Source organism: Kribbella sp. CWNU-51, from assembly GCF_054073265.1.
Genome location: NZ_JBSXMZ010000024.1, coordinates 76,739 through 91,353, shown reverse-complemented (window position 1 = coordinate 91,353; position 14,615 = coordinate 76,739). Strand labels below are relative to the sequence as shown.

The window sequence follows — 14,615 nt, the reverse complement described above, 5'->3', positions numbered from 1 at the left end:
CATCAGATCGCAGTGTTGAGGAACGTGGTGACGGCCGCCAGGAAGGCCGTAGGTGCCTCTCGATGGACGCTATGACCGACCGGGATCTCTTGGAAAGAACCGCGAGGCATCCGGTCAGCCATCGCGCGCATCTGATCCTGCGGGAAAGGGCTGGCCGGCCCGCCACCGAGCACCAGCGTGGGGACGCGGATCTCGGCGAGCTCACCGAGCCAGCCGGGACCGGGCGAGTTCACCTGTCCGACAAGGGCGACCCGTGCGTCCCAGTCGTACCCGAGCGGTTCGTCCGGCCGCTCGGGCACGGGCCGGCGCTGCGGGAACGGCGGCGGTGGTTCGACGAGCACGAGCGGGCCGATTCGGTCCGGACGCCGAGCCGCGTGCAGGTACGCCGCGACCGCGCCCATCGAGTGCCCGACCACAACCGGCGCAGTGAGTCCGCGCTCCTGGAGGAACTCATCCAGGTCCGCAGCCAGTAGCTCGAACGCATACGCGTCCGCCGGCCCCGTCGTACCGTGCCCCCGCTGGTCGGGCACATACACCCGCCAATTCTGAGCAAGCGTCCCGACGACCGCGTCGAACGACGATCCATCCGATGTCAGGCCATGCAACAGCACCATCGCCTGAGCGTCGAGCGGTCCATGGGTCCGAACAGACAGTCGCATAGGCGCATCCTGCCACCCAGGCAGGTCCGCCTACTTCACGATGATGGTGGCGGTCATGGACGGGTGGATGGAGCAGTGATACGGCACCGTGCCGGCGGTGGTGAAGGTGTGAGTGAAGGTCTGACCGCTCCCCATCGGCGCCGAAGCGAACGAGTTGTCATCGGCCGTGACGGTGTGTTGTGTCGAGTCGTCGAACTTCCAGGTCACCGTGGCGCCGACCGGGACGGTCAGGCTCATCGGCGTGAACATGAAGTTGTTGATCTCAACCGTCGATCCGCCGCTGGTCGTGGCCGAACCGCTGGTCGTGGCCGAACCACTGGTCGCCGGCGGCGCCGCGGTTGCCGATGGACTCGCGCCGCTGTCCGAGCCGCCGCAGCCGGTCGCCAGGGCGAGTAACGCCAGCACCGCGACGAGGACGAAGAGTGGTCGTCCCGAGGTTTTCATGTCTGCCTCATTCAGCGGGAACACGCAGCTATTCGGGACGCTACGCCGGAGGTACCCGGTTGGAAATGCCTGGGTGCTCAGCCGGTGCCGGTGACGTCGAGGAGGAAGCGCTGTGCGGGACTCAACCGCTTGTAGGTCTCGACCCGGAGGTAGGCCTGCTGGTCGAGCTGCTGTGGCAGGTGACGCAGGGCGAAATAGGAGTGCATCGCCCGGCGCGGCTTGTCGGTGCGGTTCTGGGTGCCGCCGTGCCACAAGTGGCTGTTGAACACCACGACCGTTCCGGCCTTGCCGGTCAGCTGGATCTGGTCCGGGTGCTCGTCGGCCGGGTCAGCCATCTCGTCGCCGGGCATGGTCCCGCGCCGGTGTGACCCGGGTACGACGCGCGTCGCGCCGTTCTCCGGCGTGAAGTCGTCGAGCAGCCAGATCGAGTTGCACACCTCGTACGCGCCGGGCTCGACCGGGTGACCGAAGTCGGCGTGCAGGCCCTGGTGCCCTTGACCCGGATGTGCCGCGCGGCTGTTGAGGGATGACAACTTGAACTCGCCGAGCACGTGCTTCATCGCGGCCAGCACGCGTGGGTGGCTGAAGCACACCTCGAACTTCGGATCCTTGTTGACCAGGTCGGCGAGCCGGTCGGTGCCGTTCTCCTGGTGCACCTCCAGGCCGGCCCGGTCGCCCTCGGCGGCGGTGAGCTCTGCCAGCCGCTTGTTGAATCCGGACACCTCCTCCGGCGTGAGGACACCCTCGAGCGGGAGGAATCCGTCGCGATCCAGACGGTCCTTCTCGTCTTGCGTGAGTACGTCGCCGGTCACGCCGAGGTCGCGCAATGCGGTCGTCATATCCATCCAAGCACTCCTTCACAGATGCACGAATCGATGCCAGCATCGATGCGACGTGCCCGCGAAACAATGCAGAAGGCGACAGTGGTTATGCACGAATCGCTTCAGCTGCTCGGCGCCGGCATCCATACCGCCGGGCCGGGCAAGGACTACCCGTCGCACGCGCACACCTCGTGGGAGCTCGTCTACTACGTGCGCGGGCAGATCACCTGCCCGGTCGGCGACGCGACGTACGCCGCCACGCCGGGGACCGTACTGCTCACCCCTCCGCGGACGTGGCACGCCGAGCTGAGCCGCACCGGCTACGCCAATCGCTTCCTGCAGGTCGACGCCGCCGCCGACTCGCCGTGGCCACGCATCTGCTTCGACGACGGCGACCGCAGTCTCGGCCGGGTCTTCGACACACTCGTACGCGAAAGTACTCAGCCATCCGACGACAGCGACCGGCTCTGCACGCTGCTGCTCGCCGAACTCGACCTCCTCCTGCGCCGCGCGGCGACGTCGCCGGTGACCGCGGCGGAGCAACTCATCGCACAAGCCGAACGGATCTTCGAGGAACGCTTCGCCTCGCGGATCCGGATCGCCACTGTCGCCGCCGAACTCGGCATCTCGCCGTCCGGCCTGCGGGCGTCCTTCGCCCGGCTCCGCGGCACGAGCCCGCGCGCAGCACTCCAGCACGTTCGCCTGCGCCACGCCCTGGGCCACATCCGTAACTCGACTCTGCCCCTGCAGGCGATCGCAGACCTCACAGGCTACGACTCGGTCAGCCACCTGAGCCGCCACATCAAGGCCGCCACCGGCTCATCCCCAGGCGCTCTGCGCACCGTGGAATGAGGCCGTTGGCTCGCGGATAGCTGGACCGGGACTGCGCACCGCCTTACTGTCTTGGGTACGACGAATCACGCTGGAGGTGTCGGCCCAGGCGCCGACGTCTGAGTGCGCTGGGAGGTAGGGGTGCCTCAGCGGCAGGACGCAGGCTCGGCTTCTTCCCGACGGCTGGCGATCGCCCGCGTGTCGGCGTTCCTGCTGCTTGTCGTGGCGAGCGTGCTCGGAACGGCGCAGGCGGCGATTGCGACGACGACGCAACAAGATGTCACCTACCTCAACTCTGCCCACCAGATCAATCTGACGATCATCCAGGCCAGCGTGGCTGCCAAGACCCAAGGCAAGAGTGCGTGCGTGCGGCAGGCGGGCGCCATCCTGGAACGCGACCATCGCAAGCTGGCCGCGCAGGAGCTCGAGGCCGCAAGCCAACTCGGGGTCGGGCTGGTCCCCATCCCTTCGCTGGCACAGCGCCAACAACTCGACGCCCTCGCGGCCAAGGCCGGGACCTCTGGGTACGACGACGCCTGGCTGGCGTTGCAGCGCGAGTGGCACCAGCAGTACCAGACGCTGATCACGGCCGAGCTGGCGAACGGCACCCAGCCCGCCGTCAAGTCAGTGGCCAAAGGCGCCCAGCCGGTGATCCAGATGCATCAGGACATGGTGAAAGGTCCCTGCCACGTCGGGACCCAGTCCCCGACAGTGCCCACCGGCGACGGTGGGCAAATGGCTGACAATCAGGCGATACGCTCGCTGGCAGGTCTGGTCCTGCTCGGCCTCGGGATCCTCCTCCTCGCCGGCAAACCGATCCGAGCCCGCCGGCACCTCCTGGGCCTCTCGGTGTTCGTCGTCGGCGCCGCCCTGCTCCTCAGTGGGCCGCCCGGCGACGCCGGCAAGGTCCCGCAAGCCGCTCCCGCAGCCGCAGAACGCGAAGCCGCCATCCCGCCAACCCACCTGACCCTCCCCGGCTTCGTCAACGCCTCGGTAACCCCCGTCGCAACCGCCCCCGACGGCCAACTCCAGGTCCCGAAGTCCCCAACCTCTGTGGGCTGGTGGGCTCCAGGCGCCGGCCCCGGCTCAGCCGGCGGCACCGTCGTCCTCGTCGGCCACGTAGACACCGCCCGCCAAGGCAACGGCGTCTTCGCCCCGTTGTGGAACGTCCCGATCGGCACCAAGGTCACCGTCACAGCCGGCGACGGCCGCCCCCACCGCTACCAGGTAGTCGCCCGCCGCATCTACAACCAGGAGGCCTTACCCGCCGACCTCTTCCACGGCGCCGCAAAACCCCGCCTGGCCCTAATAACCTGCACCGGCCCCTACAACCACAAAACCCACCACTACACCCAAAACCTGGTCCTCTACGCCACCCCCCTGAACCAAACCTGACCCCGCTCGTCCTTTCTGCCCCACAGAGCATTTCGACAGGTCACGGTGTACGTGCCGCCGGATCCGCCGGAGGCGGTCTTGTTCGACGGTGACGGTCAGCCGATCTCGCAGTGGGGCGGGTCCCTCGATGCGGCCGACGTACCGCCGACGATGATCGTCGGTGCGCACCGGACGGACGCTGAGGACGATTGGGTGCGCATCAGGTAGTCGGACATCTACGGCGTGGCCCTGGTTGCCTGATAGTCCGCTAAGAAGATGGCGGCGCGGACATTCCTAGGTGGGCGGCAACGTTGATACTGGCAAGACGGCCAGTGTGGCCGCCAAGGAGGAGTTGATCATGAGCCTGATCGGAGCCCTGGTCGGGTACGCCCTGTCGGCGTTCATTTTGGTGTTGCTGGCCCGGATGGTGCTGGACTGGTCGGGTGTCTTGGCAAACGGACCTCAGTGGGCGAGTCGGGCCCGCGAGTTGACGCATGCCTGGACGGAGCCGGTGATCGGGCGCGTGCGGCGGGTCCTGCGCCCGGTACGCGTCGGCGGGCTGGCCATCGACCTGGCCTTCACAGCGGTCTTCATCGCTGCCCTGATCCTCCGCTCAATCGCCTTCAGCCTGTAGCACTCGGCTGGGGACTGCCTCTCCTTTGTGCCTGGGTTGGTGAGGGTGTACGGCGTGAGGCGGGTCGGCCCGGACCGCGGGAGGAGCTCGATCTGCTAGTTGGATTGCGTGCGGCGGACGGCCTGGCGGCGACGCCGACCGCTCGAAGCCCCGTATGCTCCTGACTCGTCAGCGCACGGGCGGTCCAGATCGGGCGCCGTTCATCGCATAGTTGCAGGGGGGCTTTCTCTTGTCCAAGCGACGAATCCTCACGGCCATCACCACCATGGCAGCGGCGGCGTGCGCCATCACCGTCGCCGCACCGTCCTCCCAGGCGGACACCGGCGTTGTCTTCGGCGCGGGAGGTTTTACCAGCTACCACGACGATGGTGACAAGGTTCAGGTCTACGACACCGAGAAGGACTCGCACGGTGTCGCGGGGTGGATCGAGGTCAAGCAGGCCAACGGGTCCTGGAAGAAGTTCCCGAAGATTTACGTGGGCACCGGTGTGGGCACCCTGGTCATCGTCACTCAGGACGTCGTGCGCGAGAGCGCGGACGTCAAGATCGTGAACTGCCTCCAGGACGGCCAGTCCGGGCAGCCCTGGAACTGTGCCTTCGACATCATCAGCGGCACCTGAGGCGTAGCCAGTCGAACTGGCCGAAGTGCGGCACGGTGAAGGCGACCGTGCCGCACTCGGCGGAGGGCGGGCAGCATGGTGGTGAAAACCATGTGCGCCGTCGCGGGCGGGTGGAGTTAGATCGGCGCATGGCGATCACGCTGCAGACCGCGACTGTCGCCTCGTTGGACGAGGTGGCCGAGGCGGTAGCGTCCTGGCAGCAGGATGGCGGATCGGTCCAGCTTCATCCGGGTGACCTTGGATGGAATTGGAGCATGGGCGCCGAGGCGCTGGCCGAGGCCGTTCGGGTGTGGCGTCGCGACCGGCAGATCTTGGCCGTTGGCCTCGTCGAGGATGCGGGGCTGATCCGTATGGGCATCGCACCAAGCGTCGATCGAGACGATCCGTTCGCCGCCCAGCTTCTAGCCGATCTGTCGGACCCGGTGCGTGGAGTGCTGCCCGCCGGCAACGCGAGTGTCGAGGCCAGGTCCGGCACTGCCTTTCGAGAACTCCTACGCCAGAGCGGTTGGGTCGCGGACGAGCCGTGGACGCCGCTGCGCCGTGACCTCACCGACAAGGTGGAGGACTTCGACCTCCGGGTAGAGGTCGTCGACGTGCGCACCGCGCCGGTGCGGGTCGCCGTACAGCGAGCGGTGTTCGTCAACTCGACATACACCCTCGAGCGCTGGAACACGATGGCCGCCAGTTCGCCGTACCGCCGGGCCCGGTGCCTGATCGGGTACGACGCGCACGAGACCGCGGTCGCCGTGGTGACGGTCTGGTCGGCCGGGCGCGGACGGCCTGGCCTGCTCGAGCCATTGGGTGTCCACCGGGATCACCGCGGCCACGGGTACGGCACCGCCATCTCCCTGGCGGCGGCCGCCGCCTTGCGAGAGCTGGGGGCTTCCAGCGCGACCGTGTGCACACCGAGCAGCAACGTCGGCGCCGTAGCGGCGTACGCCTCGGCCGGCTTCCGAAAGCTTCCGGACGTCACCGACTTCCGCCGTACGAGCTGACCTCGTCGGCCACCACCAAGCCCGGAAGGCAGGAGCACTGCAGCATGAAGAGCTATCCACTTCTTGATGTGCGCGTCAGTACGCCGACTCTGGAGCTGCGAGGCGCCACCGACAACCTGTTGGACGAGCTCGCGGATGCGGTGCGCGATGGCAAGATGCACGCCGATCCGGCGCCGTACGACGACCCGATCTCGTTCTACGAGCCAGATCCTGACGTGCGCGTGGCCAAGTGGCTACGGGCGATCTGGCGCGGCAGAGGGAAGGTCGAGCCCGACGCCTGGCGGCTTTACTTCGTGGTCGTCGTGGATGGGCGCGCGGTCGGGATGCAGGACCTCATCGGGGTCAACTTCTCCACGCTCGGCACAGTCACAAGCTTCTCGTGGCTGGTTGACGATCAGCGCGGGCGCGGGCTCGGACATGAGATGCGAGCAGCGATCCTGCACCTGGCGTTCGACGGGCTCGGGGCGAAGGAAGCGAGCAGCGACGCCTTCGTGGACAACCATGGCTCCAATGCGATCTCGCGAGCTCTCGGCTACGAGCCCAATGGTTCAGACTGGGCCACACGGCAGGGCGAACCCGCCCTGCTCAACCGGTGGCGACTGACCCGGGACAACTGGGAACAGCGACGCAGAGACAACATCCGGCTCCACAACATCGAGGCATGCCGGACGTCCTTGCCCTTGTCCTGACGCGATCTGAGCATCCGCAGGCAGATGGGCCGCGGCTACCGCATTGTTAGGGTGGCTCGCCACAAGGCATGTAGGGCGCTGCAGCAGCGACGAGTGGAGGCTTGGAAGCGATGTTCCTGCTTCAGATGTCGGGCGTTCCGGGTTCCGGGAAGTCCACTGTCGCCGCCCACGTCGCAGACACGCATGGTGCGGTTGCCGTTGACTACGACGTCATCAGGAGCGCTGTTCTCGATGCGGGCTTCGACGTCGCCGCTAGTGCCAAGGCGGCGTACGAGGTCATGTACGCGCTGGCTCGTGATGTGCTCGGCCAGGGTCATCCAGTGGTCATGGACAGTCCGTGTTTTTGGCCGAGGATCCTGAACGAGGGCATGGAAATCGCCAGGGCGCACGATGCGAGGTACAGATACATCGAGTGCCAGGTTCGTGATCTGAAACTCCTCGACGAGAGGCTCGGTCGGCGGCCGCGGCTGAGAAGCCACCGTCGCGGCGTGGACCTTCCGTCGCTGGACCTCGGTGACCAGCCGGTGGACGGGGAGGCGCTGTTCCGCGATTCGATGGACCGTGTTCAACGTCCCTTGGACGACTACCTCCAGCTGGACATGCACCGACCGCTCTCCGAGCTACTGCCCGAGGTCGACGTCTACTTGAAGGCATAGGCGGGAGACGTAGATCACATTCGGGTGCGGCTCACAGATGCGCGTAGGTAGCTGCGGCTGCGCTCGAGCCGGTTGACTTTCTGCCCAAGGCAGACGGGGGCGAACGGCGACCGCCTGCCGCCCCCTGCGATGGATAGCGTCATGTGTCCCCCCATCTACACCCTTGGAGTCCGCATGAACCACGCCCCTGGCTTCCTCCTCTCCCGCCGTGGCCTCATCCGCGCGGGCGCCGGCGCCTCGCTCGCCGCGCTCGGGATCGGCGCCGGCGCGCACGCCGCCTCCGCGGCGGTGACTACCACCAAGCGGTTCGATCTCACGCAGCCGTCGTACGACCTGTTCCGGTCCGCGCGGACGCACGGTCCGCGGGTCCAGCAGAGCTTCGCCTTCGACTGGGTGCACAAGTACTTGTTCGTGGCAACCAAGCGGGTCGGAGCCGCCGAGTCCGACGGCAACCTGTGCATCAGCAAGATGGACTTCCAAGGGAACTACAAGTCGTACATGCACCTCAATGGCTTCGGCCACGGCGTCGCCTTCGCCGCGCTGCCGCGCGGTAATGGCACCGAGCTGTGGATCGAGTGCGCCAAGAACAAGAACGGGTTCGGCACCGGGCTCACCCCCATCGCTTACGTCGCCAACGCCACCCTCAGCTGGCCGACTGGCTCGGGCGCCTACCACCCGATCCCCGGGGCCAGCGAGTACACCTGCTCCGTCGATCCGGTCTACCAGCGCATGATCGTGCGCTACCAGAGCTACGACGGCAAGCGCATCGCCGTGTTTCCCCTCTCCGCCTTCAATTCGCGCAAGTTCGGTGTGCCGCTGGTCGACTTCAAGCAGCCGAGCATCTCCGGCACTCCGCAGGGTTACGCCCTCTACGGCTCGTACATGTACTACCTGACGGGCAACCCGTACCCCGGCGACGGCCACCCCAACGGCGACGGCAACGCGAAGATCAGCAGCATCAACATCAACACCGGCACCGTGAAGGAACAGCCGGTCCTCACCAAGGCCGGCGGCAAGCTCTGGTACCGCGAGCCCGAGGGCCTGGCGATCTATAAAACCGATGGTGGCGAGGTCCGCCTCTTCATTGGCTTCGCCACCGGCAAGAAGGACCACCGGCGCTCCAGCATCTTCTACAAGAACGTGCTGGTCTGAGCCATGCCCGCCCGGCGACCGCCCGTCGGCCGCCGGGCACCAATGAGCTCGAGGGAGACGCGGGAATCGCCTGTCAGGAAGGTGACAGGTGGCAGGAACAGGCGCCTGGAACTGCATTGTCACCGGCCGGACCGGGTGACATGATCCAGCGGTTTGTCGTGTCGGGGCAGTGGCTGAAGGGGCGAGTGCGTGCTACGCAGGATCCACAGAGGGCGGGCGTTCCGGGCGTGTGCGGTCATCGTGCTCGCGATCTCGACCGCGACAGCGACAGCGACCACGGCGGTAGCGGCGGTTCTACCAACGGCAGACACGGCGGGTGCCCCGCACGGGAGCTACTCCGTTCCGGCCGGATGCAACGTCGGTGAGATCTCGTCCGACGCGACCACGCCGCTGGCTCGCTGCTACGCGGTAGGTCGCGCCGACCAGCGGGGGGCGTTGCTGCAGCAGCAGGACGGGCCGCTGCCGACCTCGCTGGGACCGGCGCAGATCCAGGATGCGTATGACCTGCCCGAGGGCGGCGAAGGCCGGACGGTGGCGATTGTCGATGCCTTCGGCTACAACAACGCCGAGTCCGACCTCGCCGTCTTCCGGGCGCACTACGGCCTCGCGCCCTGTACGACGGAGAACGGCTGCTTCACCAAGGTCGACCAGCGCGGCGGCTCCGGCTTTCCGCGGGAGGATCCCGACTGGTCCATCGAGACGGCCCTCGACCTCGACGCGGTCTCGTCGGCCTGTCCCGGTTGCCATATGCTGCTCGTCCAGGCCGACAGCAACAGTTCGCCGGATCTGGGCCAGGCCGTCGACACTGCGGCGTCGCTGGGCGCGGTCGCCATCTCCAACTCGTACGGCATCGACGGCGAGCTGCCGTTCGAGTCGTACTACGACCACTACTACGACCACCCCGGCGTCGCGGTCACAGTGTCGTCCGGAGACCTCGGCAACGTGCAGAGCTACCCGGCTACCTCGCCGAACGTGATCGCCGTCGGCGGTACGACGCTCACCCGGGACAAGTCCACGACGCGCGGCTGGCGCGAGACCGCCTGGGTGGATGGTGGCAGCGGCTGCTCGCTCTACGAGTCGCGACCCGAGTTCCAGGAACATCTCGACACCGGTTGCGCCGGCAAGCGAGCCACTGCCGATGTCGCGGCCGACGCCGACAGCGAGACCGGGCTCGCCGTCTACAACACCCTCGGGCAAGACGGTTGGGCGCAGTGGGGTGGGACGTCCCTGTCCTCACCGCTCGTCGCGGCGATGTACGCGCTCGCCGGGACCCCGGTCCCTGGGAGCAATCCAGCGACGTACCTTTACCGCAAGAACATCTCGCTGCACGACGTCACCGAAGGAGCCGACGGCACCTGTGGCGACATCCGGTGCACGGCTGGTCCGGGCTGGGACGGTCCGACCGGCGTTGGTACGCCCAACGGTGTCTCGGCACTGACTCTCGGTGCCCACGGGCAGATCGCCGGCTCGGTGCGATCGGGCAAGCACGCCCTCGACGGCGCGACCGTCACCTTCACCGACGCGAGCGGCTATGCCACACACACCGTGGCCGACGACCACGGTCGCTACAGCCTCGCTGTGGCGGCGGGGACCTACCGGATCGTTGCCTCGAAGTTCGGGTACGCCGACGCGACCGTCGATCAGGTCACCGTGTCCGCGGGCGCCACGACCAGCAAGAACCTCACGCTGCCCGCCCTCGCCAGCCGGACCGTCACCGGCACCGTGACCGACGGGTCGGGCCAGGGCTGGCCGGTGTACGCGAAGATCTCCGTCGACGGCGATCCGAACGGAGCCGTCCACACCGACCCGTTCACCGGCCGCTACCGCGTCGACCTCCCGGTCGGTACGACGTACAAGCTGCACGTCGAGGCGGTCGACATGCCAGGCTACGCGCCGGCGGACAGCACCGTTGCCGTCAGCAACGGGCGAGGATCGCTGGTGCAGGACGTCGCATTGTCCGTCGACGGTTCGTCCTGTACCGCGGCGGGGTACGCGTACTCCTACCACGGCGCCGGCACCGGCTTCGAGGGATGGTCGGACGCCCAGGACAACTGGCAGGTGAGCGACGCCGCGGGGACCGGCAAGACCTGGACCTTCGGCGATCCCGGTGCCAAGGGCAACCTCACCGGGGGCAGCGGCCAGTTCGCCGTCGTCGACAACTGGACGTCGCCCGTCGATCGGAACGACACCAGTCTGACCAGTCCGGCCGTCGACCTGGCCGGGCAGTCGAAGCCTGTGATTGGTTTCGACACCTATTACTACGACTACGGGTTCGGCACGCAGGACGGGTACGTCGACCTGAGCCTCGACGGCGGGGCGACCTGGGCGACCGTCTGGCGCGCGCCAGATGCGTTCGTCCAGGGCCATGTCGAGGTCCCGGTTCCGCAAGCCGCGAACGCGAAGGACGTCCGGGTTCGGTTCCGCTTCAGTGGTGAGAACGACAACTACTGGGAGTTGGACAACGTGTACGTCGGCACTCGCTCGTGCGAGGCGACGCCCGGTGGACTCGTCGCCGGCTTCGTGCGCGACCACAACACCGGCGCGGCGTTGACCGGCGTACAGATCTCCGGTGGGACGCCGGCCGTGAGCCAGTCGACACCCGAGGACGCGCAGCTCGGCGACGGCTACTACTGGCTGTTCAGCAATCACGCCGGCCGGGTCCCGCTGACCGCTTCGGGGCGTCGCTATGCGTCGGCTGCCGCCACTGCGGCCGTCGCAGCGCATCGGACGACCCGCCAGGACTGGTCGCTGCGGGCGGGGCAGGTGACTGTCACCCCACACTCGATGTCGGTCAGCACCGGCGGACGGCCGGTGGATTCGCGCACCGTGACGTTCACCAACCACGGCACCGAGCCGGCCGAGGTGACCATCGTCGAACAGGACCGCGGATTCACGCCGGCCGGCGGTCAGCGCCGTACGGCGTCGCCCGGTGCACCGCTGCGGCGGGAGAAGGTGGACGCTGCGCCGCTCTCGTTCGCCCAGCAGCACGGGAAAGGACACGAACCCGCACCGTCGCGCGACGTCTCGGAGAACCCGGCGTGGTCCGCTCTCCCGGACTACCCGACACCGATCATGGACAACGTCGTCGCCGCGTACGACGGCATCGTCTACTCGGTCGCCGGAGCAACCGACAACGGCCTGACCGGTGCCGGGCACGCGTACGACGCGACGGCCAAGTCCTGGCGGCGGATCGCCGACCTACCTGAGCCGCGCGAGAACGCCGTCGGCGGCTTCGCCGGCGGCAAGCTGTACGTCGCCGGAGGCTGGGACGTGCAGGGCAACCTGACCTCGACGACCTACGTCTACGACCCGGCGGCGAACCGGTGGTCGCGCGTCGCGGATCTGCCGTCGCCGAGCAGTGCGGCGGCAGGCGCCGTCGCCGGCGGGAAGCTGTACGTCGTCGCAGGCTGCGAAACCGTGGCCTGCGCCGAGACGGCTCCCACGTACCGCTACGACCCCGGCCATGACGCCTGGACGCGGCTGGCGGAGTACCCCGAGCACGTGGTGATGCAGGGCTGCACCGGCTCGGCCGACAGTGTGATCTGCGCCGGCGGTCTGGTGCCGTCGGACGACCCGTGGCACGAGTTCCCGGTTGCCAGCGCGTATGAGTACGTCGCCGGCTCGGACACCTGGACCCGGATCGCCGACCTGCCCTATCCCGTCTGGGGAATGGCATCCTCGGGCAGCGGCGGCAAGCTGCAGCTCGTCGGCGGCATCACCAGCGGTTCGATCACCAACCAGGCCGTCGAACTCGACCCCGCGAGCGGTGCGTGGTCGGCTCTGCCCAACGCGACCTACACCATGTTCCGTGGCGGTGCAGCGTGTGGGCTGAGCCGGATCGGCGGTTCGATCGGTTCCTTCACCGCATCGCCGTACGCCGAGCAGTTGCCCGGCCAGGATGCCTGCGTGACCGGCTCCGATGTGGGATGGCTTTCGACTGACCGCACGCAGCTCACGGTGCCGCCCGGCAGGTCGGTGACAGTTCGCGTGCGATTCGATCCCGCTGCCACCTCGACGGCCGGTGCCTACGCCGCCCGCTTCGCGTTCGCGACCGATACGCCGTACGACGTGACACCGGTGGCGGTCACGCTGACCCGCAGGTGACCTCTACCGCCTTGCCGAAAGGACTCTTCGTGCTCAGACGTTTCGCCGCGGCTGCGACCGCCGCTGTGCTGGTGACCGTCGCCGCTGCCCCGGCGCAGGCAGATCAGCCACAGTCCAGTGCCGTGCGGATCACCGTGCTCGACCGGACCGGCGCGCCCTTGCCCGGAAGCGAAGTCCTCCTGGTCGACCCGGTGACCGGTGGATCTCCGCAGGTGACGACGGACGGCGACGGGCGCGGCGAGCTGACGCTGCCGAACGGGCACTGGTCGGCGCTGGTGCGCGTCGTGACACCGCCCGCGCCCGGTCGCCGCGAGACCATCACGATGGTGGTCGAGCCTGACTTCGTGCTCGCCGGCGACAGGACGCTCGTGCTGGACGCGCGGGCCGGGCGGCGGGTGACGCCGCCGGTCGTCCAAGGGCGGCGGACGCAGGCAGTGGACTTCACGCTGACCGTCTCGCGGACCAACACCGGTGTGGTCGGCTGGCAGAACCAGATGCAGGCGACCGCGGAGCAGGTCAGGTCCGGTGACGTGTATGTCACGCCCACCTCGAAGGTCTCCACCGGTGTCCTGGAGACGGCGACACTGTGGCGACTCGAGCCGACCGGACTCGGGGGTCGTTCCGCGCCGGACTCCTATCTGGTCTTCGACGTCCAGGACCACGTGCCCGCAGGCCCGAAGATCCTGACGAACAGCGAGCTGCACCGGATGGCACAGGTGGTGCATCATCGCTACGCGTCGTCGGCCGGCAAGGTCGGGATCCAGGTCGCGGCGTCCACGCAGTACAACCCCGACGGTTCGGTCATCTGGAGGGAGGTCGAGCGCGGGTCGAACGAGACCGAACTGGTGACCGCGGATCCACGGAGCACGTTCCGGGAGTGCGTCGTACCGCCGAACGAAGCGGCAGCGGTGATCTGCCAGCCGGATCGGTCGTACCACCCCGGCGAGCACGTCGACATGTACGAGGGTCGCGGCCTGCACGGGGACATGGTTGCGGGGGAGACGTACCAGGCGCGGGGCCTGATCTCCGTGACCACGGGCCTGAGCGACGGCTACCAGTCCGGACGTGTCGACGACCACAAGCTCGACTCGGTCCGCACCACCCTGTACCGCAACGGTGTCCAGGTCGGGACGGCCAAGACCGCGGCCTGGGACTTCGAGGTGTCCGACGAGCGTGCCGACTTCCGGGTCGTCAGTCAGATCGGTCGCCACGTGGGAGCGATCCGGGCCGACACGAACACGGTCTGGACGTTCGCCTCGGAGCCTCCGAACGACGGCATCCACTACGGTCTGACCCCGCCGGCGCTGGCCGTCGACTACGGTCCGGACGTCGACGGATCCGGTACGGCGTCCCGCTGGCGCGACCTGCATTTCGACCTGACGGTGAGTCATCTCGCCGGATCGAGCAGTACGGCGCACATCGGCGTACCCGTGGTGTCGTGGACGAGCGACGACGGTCACTCGTGGCATCCGGCGAAGGTCCACCAGGGGCACGACGGCGCCTACGCGGTCAGCGTTCCGGCCAAGCAGTTGCGCAAGGCAACGGCCGTCGGTGTGCGGGTGCGCGCGGCGGACAGTGACGGGAACTCGGTCGACCAGACGCAGTACGGCCTGGTCCCGCTGCGCTGACTCAGACCA

14 protein-coding genes are annotated in these 14,615 nt (G+C 68.0%); 11 read left to right on the top strand and 3 right to left on the bottom strand.

Features of this window, described 5'->3' with window-relative positions:
* Positions 1 to 2: 2 nt before the first annotated feature.
* From ACXC9Q_RS25995 to ACXC9Q_RS25985, 3 genes are all read right to left on the bottom strand, one after another.
* The gene (locus tag ACXC9Q_RS25995) at positions 3 to 659 is read right to left on the bottom strand and encodes an alpha/beta fold hydrolase (protein ID WP_457059265.1); all 657 of its coding nucleotides are present in this window, start codon (positions 657 to 659) and stop codon (positions 3 to 5) included.
* 30 nt (positions 660 to 689) lie between these two features.
* On the bottom strand, positions 690 to 1,103 hold the full coding sequence (locus tag ACXC9Q_RS25990; protein ID WP_457059264.1) for a plastocyanin/azurin family copper-binding protein: 414 nt from the start codon (positions 1,101 to 1,103) through the stop codon (positions 690 to 692).
* Positions 1,104 to 1,180: 77 nt separating this feature from the next.
* Positions 1,181 to 1,948, bottom strand: coding sequence for a phytanoyl-CoA dioxygenase family protein (locus ACXC9Q_RS25985; RefSeq protein ID WP_457059263.1), 768 nt, complete (start codon positions 1,946 to 1,948; stop codon positions 1,181 to 1,183).
* 84 nt (positions 1,949 to 2,032) lie between these two features.
* On the opposite strand from ACXC9Q_RS25985, the gene ACXC9Q_RS25980 reads away from it, so the two are divergent.
* From ACXC9Q_RS25980 to ACXC9Q_RS25930, 11 genes are all read left to right on the top strand, one after another.
* On the top strand, positions 2,033 to 2,776 hold the full coding sequence (locus tag ACXC9Q_RS25980) for an AraC family transcriptional regulator (protein WP_457059262.1): 744 nt from the start codon (positions 2,033 to 2,035) through the stop codon (positions 2,774 to 2,776).
* 120 nt (positions 2,777 to 2,896) lie between these two features.
* Positions 2,897 to 4,150, top strand: a complete 1,254-nt coding sequence (locus ACXC9Q_RS25975; RefSeq protein ID WP_457059261.1) for a DUF4142 domain-containing protein — start codon at positions 2,897 to 2,899, stop codon at positions 4,148 to 4,150.
* 45 nt (positions 4,151 to 4,195) lie between these two features.
* Positions 4,196 to 4,357 carry a hypothetical protein gene (locus ACXC9Q_RS25970; protein WP_457059260.1) on the top strand — a complete coding sequence of 54 codons (162 nt, stop codon included), beginning with the start codon at positions 4,196 to 4,198 and terminating at the stop codon, positions 4,355 to 4,357.
* Between the two features lie 130 nt (positions 4,358 to 4,487).
* A complete protein-coding gene (locus ACXC9Q_RS25965) occupies positions 4,488 to 4,763 on the top strand; it encodes a YggT family protein (protein ID WP_457059259.1) in 276 nt (91 codons plus the stop codon).
* Between the two features lie 229 nt (positions 4,764 to 4,992).
* Complete coding sequence (locus tag ACXC9Q_RS25960; protein ID WP_457059258.1) at positions 4,993 to 5,382, top strand: hypothetical protein; 390 nt, start codon at positions 4,993 to 4,995, stop codon at positions 5,380 to 5,382.
* A gap of 128 nt (positions 5,383 to 5,510) precedes the next feature.
* Positions 5,511 to 6,377 carry a GNAT family N-acetyltransferase gene (locus ACXC9Q_RS25955; RefSeq protein ID WP_457059257.1) on the top strand — a complete coding sequence of 289 codons (867 nt, stop codon included), beginning with the start codon at positions 5,511 to 5,513 and terminating at the stop codon, positions 6,375 to 6,377.
* 44 nt (positions 6,378 to 6,421) lie between these two features.
* Positions 6,422 to 7,066 carry a GNAT family N-acetyltransferase gene (locus tag ACXC9Q_RS25950; RefSeq protein ID WP_457059256.1) on the top strand — a complete coding sequence of 215 codons (645 nt, stop codon included), beginning with the start codon at positions 6,422 to 6,424 and terminating at the stop codon, positions 7,064 to 7,066.
* A 110-nt stretch (positions 7,067 to 7,176) separates the two neighbouring features.
* Complete coding sequence (locus ACXC9Q_RS25945; RefSeq protein WP_457059255.1) at positions 7,177 to 7,722, top strand: AAA family ATPase; 546 nt, start codon at positions 7,177 to 7,179, stop codon at positions 7,720 to 7,722.
* A gap of 174 nt (positions 7,723 to 7,896) precedes the next feature.
* A complete protein-coding gene (locus ACXC9Q_RS25940) occupies positions 7,897 to 8,874 on the top strand; it encodes a phage baseplate protein (RefSeq protein WP_457059254.1) in 978 nt (325 codons plus the stop codon).
* Between the two features lie 189 nt (positions 8,875 to 9,063).
* A complete protein-coding gene (locus tag ACXC9Q_RS25935; RefSeq protein ID WP_457059253.1) occupies positions 9,064 to 12,978 on the top strand; it encodes a carboxypeptidase regulatory-like domain-containing protein in 3,915 nt (1,304 codons plus the stop codon).
* A gap of 29 nt (positions 12,979 to 13,007) precedes the next feature.
* The gene (locus ACXC9Q_RS25930; protein WP_457059252.1) at positions 13,008 to 14,606 is read left to right on the top strand and encodes a carboxypeptidase-like regulatory domain-containing protein; all 1,599 of its coding nucleotides are present in this window, start codon (positions 13,008 to 13,010) and stop codon (positions 14,604 to 14,606) included.
* Positions 14,607 to 14,615: the final 9 nt, after the last annotated feature.

Bases quoted from the DNA above. Each gene is read 5' to 3' on its own strand.
- ACXC9Q_RS25940 (WP_457059254.1), top strand. From the start codon at position 7,897: ATGAACCACGCCCCTGGCTTCCTCCTCTCCCGCCGTGGCCTCATCCGC.
- ACXC9Q_RS25980 (WP_457059262.1), top strand. From the start codon at position 2,033: ATGCACGAATCGCTTCAGCTGCTCGGCGCCGGCATCCATACCGCCGGG.
- ACXC9Q_RS25965 (WP_457059259.1), top strand. From the start codon at position 4,488: ATGAGCCTGATCGGAGCCCTGGTCGGGTACGCCCTGTCGGCGTTCATT.
- ACXC9Q_RS25995 (WP_457059265.1), bottom strand. From the start codon at position 659: ATGCGACTGTCTGTTCGGACCCATGGACCGCTCGACGCTCAGGCGATG.
- ACXC9Q_RS25955 (WP_457059257.1), top strand. From the start codon at position 5,511: ATGGCGATCACGCTGCAGACCGCGACTGTCGCCTCGTTGGACGAGGTG.
- ACXC9Q_RS25950 (WP_457059256.1), top strand. From the start codon at position 6,422: ATGAAGAGCTATCCACTTCTTGATGTGCGCGTCAGTACGCCGACTCTG.
- ACXC9Q_RS25985 (WP_457059263.1), bottom strand. From the start codon at position 1,948: ATGGATATGACGACCGCATTGCGCGACCTCGGCGTGACCGGCGACGTA.
- ACXC9Q_RS25990 (WP_457059264.1), bottom strand. From the start codon at position 1,103: ATGAAAACCTCGGGACGACCACTCTTCGTCCTCGTCGCGGTGCTGGCG.
- ACXC9Q_RS25945 (WP_457059255.1), top strand. From the start codon at position 7,177: ATGTTCCTGCTTCAGATGTCGGGCGTTCCGGGTTCCGGGAAGTCCACT.